The organism is Flavobacterium sp. GNP010, from assembly GCF_056428945.1.
Map to the genome: position 1 here is coordinate 1 of NZ_JBWJVK010000060.1, position 9451 is coordinate 9451.

The following is a 9451-nucleotide window of genomic DNA, read 5'->3' on the forward strand; positions in this document are numbered from 1 at the left end:
TATTCTAATCGTATTTCATTATTTTGAAGTAGAATTACCTGCAACTTATCTGTACAACCTGAATTATCTGTAACTGTCAAGTTATAAGTGCCCGCAGCTACATTTTTTAAATTTTGATTGGTACTTGTAAATCCATTTGGACCCGTCCAATAATATCTGTAATTAAAAATACTAGGAGCAATTTCAGTAGCTCTTCCGCCAGTTGCTTCTACATTAATTTCTCCTGTAAAGTCTCCATAACATAAAATATTTACCTGACTGATTAAAGTCACTTTTAATATTGGAGGCTCAATAATAGTATATGTTTCCGTTAATGTATCACAACTATTTGCTTCTGTAATAGTTACTTTATAGGCTCCGGGAGACAAATTAGATAAGTTCTCTGTATTTGCATAAGGATTTCCATCTTTTGTCCATGAATACACATAAGGCATTGTCCCTCCAGTAGTTGATAGATTAATTCTACCATCGTTTTTTCCAAAGCAAGTGATGTCATTTTTAAAACCAGAAAAGCTAAATTTCCCTGGCTCGACTACTTGGTAATTTTTCACAAAAGGACATTTACCATCATCCTGCACTTGTAACGTATATGCTCCTGGTTTTAAATTGGTAATATTGGCACTTGTGCTAGTAAATCCATTTGGTCCTGTCCACGAAAATAAATAAGGAGCACCTGACTTATAGGGTATTCCGCCAGAAACAACAATACTAATCGATCCATTATCTGAGCCAAAACAAGTACTCTTTTTTATGGTTTCTACTACGTTTATCAATGGATTTACTGTTACTGTTACCGTAAAAATAGGCCCGGGACAGCTGCCAGCAGTTGGCGATACCGTGTAGGTTACCGTTGCTGGATTAGCAGTTACGTTTACCAGAAACTGACCAATACTAGTCACTGGAGAAAATTGTGCCGAAGCACCACTTACCGAGCCAGCTGGACTCACTACAGGATTTGACCAAGTATAGGTAGTATTGTTTGGTACATTGTCAGTTCCGTTACTAATGGGTCTTACAAAAAAAGAATTTCCGCTACAAACTTCGGCGGACTTTGGCGAAATAATTGGCGAAAGTACAGTGTTTACAGAGAAATTTACCTTTTGGGTCGTAGTTCCACAACTATTGGTAACACTGAAAACAGCTTGATAATTACCGCTGACAGTATAGTTTATCTCCCCAGGATTTAAAGAAGTAGAAGAGGAAGGGAAACCGCCTAGAAAGCTCCAGAGATAGGTAACTTCTGAACTAGGTGAACAAGTTTCAACCACTGTTCCTACCGGTCTTATTGTTGCCGAATTACAAAAATCAGATATGGGACTTAAAGTAGTAACTGGTGGTTTTTTTACCTGTATCATTTCGGTGATAGACCGGTCTATTCCACAGGAATTCCTAGTGGTTAATCTAAGATAGTAATTCCCTGGCGTTATAAAATTAAAAACCGGATTTTTTGATGATGGTCCAGTGCCATCTGTAAAATTCCATTGCGGAATTCCTTTTCCACAAAAGCCTTCAAAATAATTTACTATTTCCCAATAATAACTTTCAGCGCCACAACTTAAACTAGTATCAGTAGTATTTGTAATTTGAAAATTGGTGGAAGCACATGCGTTACCATACGTGAATTTAGGTTGTAGAATAGGCTCCACACATATCCATTTACTAAAAGAAGCACCCTTTCCACAAGGTGTTTCTGCAGATAATGTAATTTTATATTTTCCTGGCAACGCATAGCTATGACTAGGATTAACCGCTCTAGAAGGTGTACTTCCATCCCCAAAATCCCAAGTATATACATTAAAAGTACTACAATCATTCGTATATCCGGCAACTGTTGAATTACTGAAATAAACAGATGAATTAGCGCATGCAATACTATTTACATTAAAGCTTACAACAGGTACATCTAAGATAATAATGGGACCTGCCGTGAGGTACGTACTTCCGCACGATGTAGCTATTGTTAAGCCAACGGTATTTCCAGAAGGACAGTTAAACCTAGTAAATGTATGTGGTATAGGGAAATTTTGCGAAGCTGACGGATTGGCGCTATTATAATAAACAGAGCTTTCTAATTGTGCTTGAGTATAATTTTTAATTGTCCCATCTCCATAATTAACCTGATATTTAGTATCAGACGGGTTAAGGGCCCATGATCCAATTGCAAATTCCATAGGAGCAACAGGTAAACATAAATTAGTAGTATTACCCGGAGCTATCAGAGCCCCGATTGGATTATTAGAATTCTTAACTATATAAACAATAGAATTATTGCAACTAGTACTGCCCATTCCTGTTACAACCATATTAAATGACCCTAACTTCATGTAGGTATGCGTTCTAGGGAAAGTAACATTTGTTTCTACACTACCATCTCCCCAATCTACAGTATAAGATGTAATGCAGGATATTGAGGTAGAATTATTGCCAACATTTATAGTGTATTTCAAATCTGAATTGTTGTCACCACACTTTTCAAAAGGTGCACTAGAACCCGACGGAGCATTTAAGTTTACAAATTTTAAATCTGGTTTTTGCTTTACCGTAACAATTTTTGTCAAGGAAGAACTGACTCCATTGCTATCAAATACAGTCAACTTTACATTGAAATTTTGACTTCCACAACCAAGTGCAGTAAATGCGTGGGAAGGATTTGCTAAGGTCGATGAATTCCCATCACCAAAATCCCATAAATATTTAAAAGGTCCGTCTCCAGTGATACTTGAAGTAAAAGCTATTAGAGTTCCAGAACAGCTCCCATCATTATTAAAACTAAAAGAAACTGAAGGCGCAGCTGCTGCAAAATTATAGGTTGAGATATTTTTAAATAGTGTGTGACTGTTATTATTTGTTGCACTATTTCCAAAAACGGTTAAAGAAAATAATAAAAAAAAGAGATGTACTTTAGAGTAGAAATTCCTCATGTAATAAAATTCATTAATTTGTGCGTAAAAGTATACTATTATTTTAATGTGTAAGGATATTCATTTATAATTTTTTGGCTTTTTTTACAGTACATATCCGATAATAAAAAATTAGATAGTAATAGTATAGGAACAGAAAACGCATCAGTAAAGCATTTTAACTTATAAGCTTTTTTGAAACTCTTTCGGTCAAAATCGAATTATACCTTAAACTTGAATTCATCTATTTATTTTTTTTAGCTTCAAATAGTGATGTGTCAAAAACCTAAAAAAACGCATTGCCCCTATTTTCTACTCTTTATAAAATTCCCTATTTTTGCAGTCTAAAATTTTAGTCATGCCAAATAAAAAGTACAAAATAGCGGTCATTCAATTGAATCTTAATGATATTGCCGAAAACAACTTGAAAAAATGCATCAGTTGGGTTCGTGATGCCGCAAAATTGGGAGCCGAAGTGATTTCGTTACCAGAATTATACAGCAGTCATTATTTTTGTCAAAGCGAAGATGTAGATAATTTTGCTTTGGCAGAGCCATTGTACAGCACTTCGTTTATTGCTTTTAGCGCATTGGCAAAAGAATTAGGTGTAGTTATTATTGTTCCTTTTTTCGAAAAAAGAATGGCAGGAATTTACCATAATAGCGCGTACATAATCGATACCGATGGTTCAGAAGCGGGATTGTACCGCAAAATGCACATTCCAGATGATCCTCATTTTTATGAAAAATTCTATTTTACACCTGGTGATTTAGGTTTTAAAACAATTCCAACCAAAAAAGGAAAAATAGGAACCTTAATTTGTTGGGATCAATGGTACCCAGAAGCGGCTCGTTTGACTGCTTTGCAAGGTGCTGAAGTCTTGTTTTACCCAACAGCAATTGGATGGCATCCACAAGAAAAAGAGCAATATGGCGAAAACCAGCATGGCGCTTGGATGAGTGTGATGAAAGGTCATGCCGTTGCAAATGGCGTTTATGTTGCAGCAGCAAACCGTATTGGTTTAGAACAATACTTGCCTGATACGGCGGGAATTCAGTTTTGGGGATCTTCCTTTATTGCGGGACCACAGGGTGAAATTTTGGCGCAAGCCTCACACGACAAAGAGGAAATCCTAATTGCTGAAGTAGATTTAGACTTACAAGAAAATGTCCGTCAGAACTGGCCTTTCTTTAGAGATAGAAGAATAGACGCTTTTGGAGATATTACGAAAAGAGCGATTGACTAATTTGTCTTTCGAAAATTACAAAATCCCTGCTGAAAAATAATTCTTAGCAGGGATTTTTGTTTAAAGAAAACGTATAAATCTAATTCAAATCTGGTTGGAATATTTTAACGACACCATCGCCTTCACTGCTCACTACAATCAAACTTCTTTTGGTAGGACTTTTCGAAGCTGGAATAAAAAGTAAGCCTTCAGGCGCATCACCTGTCTTAAAAGTCTGTAAAAATTTTGGAGCAGCAGGATTCGAAACATCATACACCATAACCGCATCAGCTCTTTCTAAACCGACGAAAAGAATCGTCTTGTCGCCCATTTTAGTTACCACAACTGATTCTGGCTCTACAGATTTATCATCACTTCTAGCATCATCATAAATACCCAATTCTTGTGCTTTCTTGTCTAATTCATTTTTACTGTCGAATACAATTTCTCCAGTGTTTCCATTCCAAATGGAGAAAGAACGGGCTCCAAAAGAAACTAATTCATCAAAATCACCATCACCATCCGTATCTCCCATTTTAGTATTGATATTCAATCTACCCATACTTGCCTCAACTTTTAAAGCTGCAGCATTAGGGAATACTATTGGATCAAGCACAACAGTAGAACTACTGATTCTTTTTACATCAACAAAACCAGTATACTCTCTAGCATCTCCTTCATTTGCAGTTACAAAATAAGGAGTTTTATTAATTTCAAAATTAGTTATAGCATCCGGCTGAAACATTCCTTTGAGTTTCCATGTAGTAGCCAAGACACTACCATCTTTATCGCTGATATCGATAGCATTTTCAGCAAGATTGTAGTCTTTATAGCCTAACGGAAAAATATTTGTGATCGTTTTGGTTGCCAAATCAATTTTAGCCACTCCGTTATTCTCCTGTAAAGTAACCCAAGCCGTTTTAGAATCTGCAGATATCGTGATGTATTCTGGTTCAATATCAGAGGCAAAATTATTAGTTGGACTTGCAATTCTGAAGCCTTTCGTTTTCAACGTACTCAATTGATTGCTAAAACTTTCGAAACTTAAAGTCGTTACCGCATAATTAGCATTAACCACAATAATAGAAACAGAACCGTCCGGATCTATCGAATACGTATCATTTGGCTCTCCTTCATTAGCAGTCATGATGAAATTTCCGTCTGGAGAGAAAGTAATCATATCCGGCAAAGCACCAACCGTAATTTCTTTAATCACACTGTAATTAGCCGTATCAAAAACAACTACTTTTCCGGCATCTTGCTTATTTGGTTTTGCTTCTAATGCGACTGCTAATTTGCCATTATAAGTCGCCACACTATTTGAAGTTCCATTGAACGGAGTTAAATCGATACTTGTTACAAATACTGGACTGGACGGGTTCGATAAATCGATAATATCAATCCTATTCGAATTACTGTTATTTACAGTAAATAACTTTTTAGAAACTTCATCATACGCACTTATTTCGGCCGCTCCGGCGCCACCGATTGTAATGGAACCAATTTCTTTGAAAGTGGCAGCGTTTTCATTAACAACCAACTCTGGAGATTCCTCTTTATTAGAGTCATTTTCGCAACTTGACAAAATCATAATTGCAGCTAATAGTGTAATACCATATTTTTTCATAAGTATATTTTTTTTTTCAAAAATAACTAGCCGAAGCGCAACAAAAATTAACTCAATATTATATAATCATTACCAAAACTATTCTTATAAATTTATAGAATGTCTGAAATGAATGGTTGCCAACTATTTTAAAATCCTACTGAATGTTTATATTTGCAGTCTTTATAATTAGAAATGCTGTATGACTACAAATAATAGAAGATTTCCCGCCGAATGGGAAAAGCAACAAGGAATGTTACTGTGTTTTCCGCACAACGGTAAGGATTGGCCAGGAAAATACGAAGCGATTCAATGGGCTTTTGTAGAATTTATTAAAAAAGTTGCCACTTTCGAGCACGTATTTTTAGTAGTTGCCGATGAAAACCAAAAAGAAAAAGTAAATACGATGTTGGAAACAGCTCATGTTGAAATAACTAACATTTCTTACATCATTCATAAAACCAACAGAAGTTGGATGCGTGATTCGGGTCCGATTATTGTAAAAAACGGAACCGAAAGAGAAGCTTTGAACTTTAATTTTAATGGTTGGGCCAAATATAAAAACATTCAATTAGACAAATTTGTTCCTGCGAAAGTGGGCGAATTCTTAAATATTCCTTTGACGCAAGTTATGTACAAAGGAAAACCGGTAATTGTTGAAGGTGGTGCGATTGACACTAACGGTCGTGGAACTTTATTGACATCAGAAGAATGCTTGATGCATCCTAATATTCAAGTTCGGAATCCAAATTTTACCAAAGCAGATTATGAAGCGGTTTTCAAGGAATATCTTGGAATTACGAATGTGATTTGGTTGGGCGACGGAATTGAAGGAGACGATACCCACGGACATATTGATGATTTATGCCGATTTGTAAACGAAGATACGATTGTGACTATTGTAGAAACAGATCCAACGGATCATAACTACAAACCATTACAAGACAATTTAAAACGCTTGCAAAACGCCAAACTGGAAAATGGAAAATCACCGGTAATCGTGGTTTTACCGATGCCAAAACGTTTGGAATTTGACGGCTTGCGATTGCCAGCGAGTTATGCCAATTTCCTGATTTTGAACAATTGTGTTTTGGTTCCTACTTTTAACGACAGTAATGACCGAAAAGCGTTGAACATCCTTGCAGAATGTTTTCCGGATAGAGAAATAATCGGGATCAGCGCTACTGATTTAATTTGGGGATTTGGAACTTTGCATTGCTTAAGCCAACAAATTCCAGAATAGATTTAGAAAAAAAGTAAAAAAAAAGACTTGTAGAATAATTTTCTACAAGTCTTTTTTCATATCAATAATACCGGTTTATTTATCTCTTGTAAACGGTATTTTCTTTCCGTCAGGAACCAACATTTCAAACCCACTTAAACTTTCATTAAACTCAAAAGTAAGTCCAGCTTGTTTTGATTCAAATTTGTTTTTGCCAACTGATTCAGCTGAAAAACTTGGATAGCCTGTAATCAAAACATTCAAGGCACCGTTTTTCTCTGAAAGCGTAATTTTAATTGGAGCCATAACTGTCGAGAAGGCACCAAGATAACCATCTAAGATGACATCTTTTTCAATCGTGCCTTTGTCATCTTTCCACAAGTTATTTGCTGTATTACTATCCGGTAAAACATGGTCTGGATCTAATGTAATACTTGCAATTTCCTCAGTCGAATTATGCTTGAAAGACCACACTTTATTTTTTTGCCATACTTCTACAGGCAAAGTAACTCGAGTTATTTTACCACTTTTCGTTTTTACGTCTAAACTTACTGGCATAGCCATTTTTTCGAAATTTTCAATCGTAATTACTACACCTTGTTTGGGATCATTTTTTACATATTTGATTCCATTAATACCTTGGTCTAAACGCCAGTTGTATTGAAACCAACCTCTCCAAAACCAACTCAAATCCTCACCTGCAACATTTTCTATTGTTCTGAAGAAATCGTCTGGTTGCGGATGTTTGTATGCCCAACGCTCAATGTAGGTTCTTAATGCTAAATCAAAACGCTCTTTTCCAAGAACTTGCTCTCTTAAAATAACTAGTCCTGAACTTGGTTTCGAATACGCCAATAGTCCAATGTTTTTCTCCTTCATATTATCTGGAGAACTCATGATCGTTTCAAGATTTGGGCTCGTATATACTTCTGCTCTTTGCTGCATATCCGCTTTTGGTTCTTTATACTCACCATTATTAAAATCAAGTGAACTCAATGAATTGATAAACGTATTAAAACCTTCATCCATCCAAGCAAACAATCTTTCATTAGAACCCACTATCATAGGAAACCAAATGTGACCAAATTCATGATCTGTAACTCCCCATAAATCTGCTCCTTTAGACTCCCAACTGCAAAAAACGATTCCAGGATATTCCATTCCGCCCTCGTTTCCAGCCACGTTAGTAGCTGCAGGATAAGGATATTCAAACCATCTTTTAGAATAATTTTCTATCGAAGCTTTAGTATATTCGGTAGATCGACCCCAAGCAGCGTTACCCGCACTTTCTACTGGATAAACCGAAATTGCTAACGATTTTTTACCGCTTGGTAAATTAATTTTTGCAGCATCTAAAATAAATGATGCAGAAGAAGACCATGAAAAATCACGAGAATTCTTGATTTTATAATTCCACGTTTTTGTAGTTGTAGCTGCATTTTTTGATGAAACGGCTACTTCTTCAGCAGTACGTATAAAAACCGTTTTGTCACTTAATTTGGCTTGAGCCAATCTACCTTGTTCAACAGTTGAATAAACAGCTGTAGGATTTATTAATTCACCTGAACCCACCACTACATGATTAGCAGGCGCTGTAATACTTACATCAAAATCCCCATATTCTAAGTAAAATTCTGAAGCTCCTAAGTATGGATTGGTATTCCAGCCTCGTACATCATCATACACGCACATACGCGGATACCATTGTGCAATAGTAAATATTTTACCGTTTTTAGTTTCTAAAACACCCATTCTATCTGAACCTTCGTAAGGAGCTATAAACGAAAAGTCAATTTTAATTTTAACTGAACCGCCTTTTGCGTTTAATCCTTGCGGAAGAAAAACCTGCATTCTGGTATCTGTTATTAGGTACTTGGCATCGACTTCGGTAGATTTTCCGTTTGCGGTGGCAATTACTTTTACTGATTTAATTTTGTGACCGCCATCAAAAACTTGACCTCTTGCCCCATTTCGACTGCCAGTTAAAGGCACTAAAGCGTTTCCACGAGAATCTGAACTAAATAAATTTTGATCTAAATTCATCCAAACAAAAGCCATTTTATCTGGACTGTTATTTGTGTATGTAATAATTCCTGTTCCAGAAATTTCGTTGTTTTTTTCATCTAGTTTAGCCGTCAATTGATAATCAGCTCTGTTTTGCCAATATTCGGCACCCGGCTGACCACTTGCTGAACGAGTACTTGTTCCATTTTTAGAATAAAAATGTGGAGCAAAAGCATCGTGATAATCATACTTTGAAACTGCAGTATTAGCAGAATTTGTTGGGGTTTGTTGCGCCCAAACAGACGCAACTCCGAATAATAAAGTCAAATGTAATAAGACTCCGAAGCGAATATTTTTCATTTTTATAAAATTTATATCACAAATAAATGAAAAAAAAGAGGATTTTGAGCTATTTTAAAAATAGATTTTAATCAAAACCCACTGCTATCCGAAAGTCTAAAATAAAAAGAGCCTTAGAATCCCGTATTTTTGAT

5 protein-coding genes are annotated in these 9451 nt (G+C 35.9%); 2 read left to right on the top strand and 3 right to left on the bottom strand.

The window, feature by feature from the left end; genetic code table 11:
* The coding region (locus AC061C_RS14745; protein WP_478291802.1) for a PKD domain-containing protein at positions 1 to 2921 on the bottom strand (2921 nt) is incomplete at its 3' end.
* Positions 2922 to 3258: 337 nt separating this feature from the next.
* Between AC061C_RS14745 and AC061C_RS14750 the strand changes: the two genes are divergently transcribed.
* Positions 3259 to 4146, top strand: coding sequence for a carbon-nitrogen hydrolase (locus tag AC061C_RS14750; protein WP_417977077.1), 888 nt, complete (start codon positions 3259 to 3261; stop codon positions 4144 to 4146).
* Positions 4147 to 4225: 79 nt separating this feature from the next.
* Here AC061C_RS14750 and AC061C_RS14755 read toward each other — a convergent pair whose 3' ends face one another.
* Positions 4226 to 5752, bottom strand: a complete 1527-nt coding sequence (locus AC061C_RS14755; RefSeq protein ID WP_478291803.1) for a choice-of-anchor I family protein — start codon at positions 5750 to 5752, stop codon at positions 4226 to 4228.
* Positions 5753 to 5933: 181 nt separating this feature from the next.
* Here AC061C_RS14755 and AC061C_RS14760 point away from each other — a divergent pair, with 181 nt between their 5' ends.
* The gene (locus AC061C_RS14760) at positions 5934 to 6974 is read left to right on the top strand and encodes an agmatine deiminase family protein (RefSeq protein WP_478291804.1); all 1041 of its coding nucleotides are present in this window, start codon (positions 5934 to 5936) and stop codon (positions 6972 to 6974) included.
* A gap of 75 nt (positions 6975 to 7049) precedes the next feature.
* Here AC061C_RS14760 and AC061C_RS14765 read toward each other — a convergent pair whose 3' ends face one another.
* Positions 7050 to 9317 (bottom strand): M1 family metallopeptidase, encoded by a 2268-nt coding sequence (locus AC061C_RS14765; RefSeq protein WP_478291805.1) that lies wholly within the window; start codon positions 9315 to 9317, stop codon positions 7050 to 7052.
* Between the last annotated feature and the right edge of the window lie 134 nt (positions 9318 to 9451).

Excerpts from the sequence above, each read along its gene's own strand:
- AC061C_RS14760 (WP_478291804.1), top strand. The coding sequence starts at position 5,934 with ATGACTACAAATAATAGAAGATTTCCCGCCGAATGGGAAAAGCAACAA.
- AC061C_RS14750 (WP_417977077.1), top strand. The coding sequence starts at position 3,259 with ATGCCAAATAAAAAGTACAAAATAGCGGTCATTCAATTGAATCTTAAT.
- AC061C_RS14755 (WP_478291803.1), bottom strand. The coding sequence starts at position 5,752 with ATGAAAAAATATGGTATTACACTATTAGCTGCAATTATGATTTTGTCA.
- AC061C_RS14765 (WP_478291805.1), bottom strand. The coding sequence starts at position 9,317 with ATGAAAAATATTCGCTTCGGAGTCTTATTACATTTGACTTTATTATTC.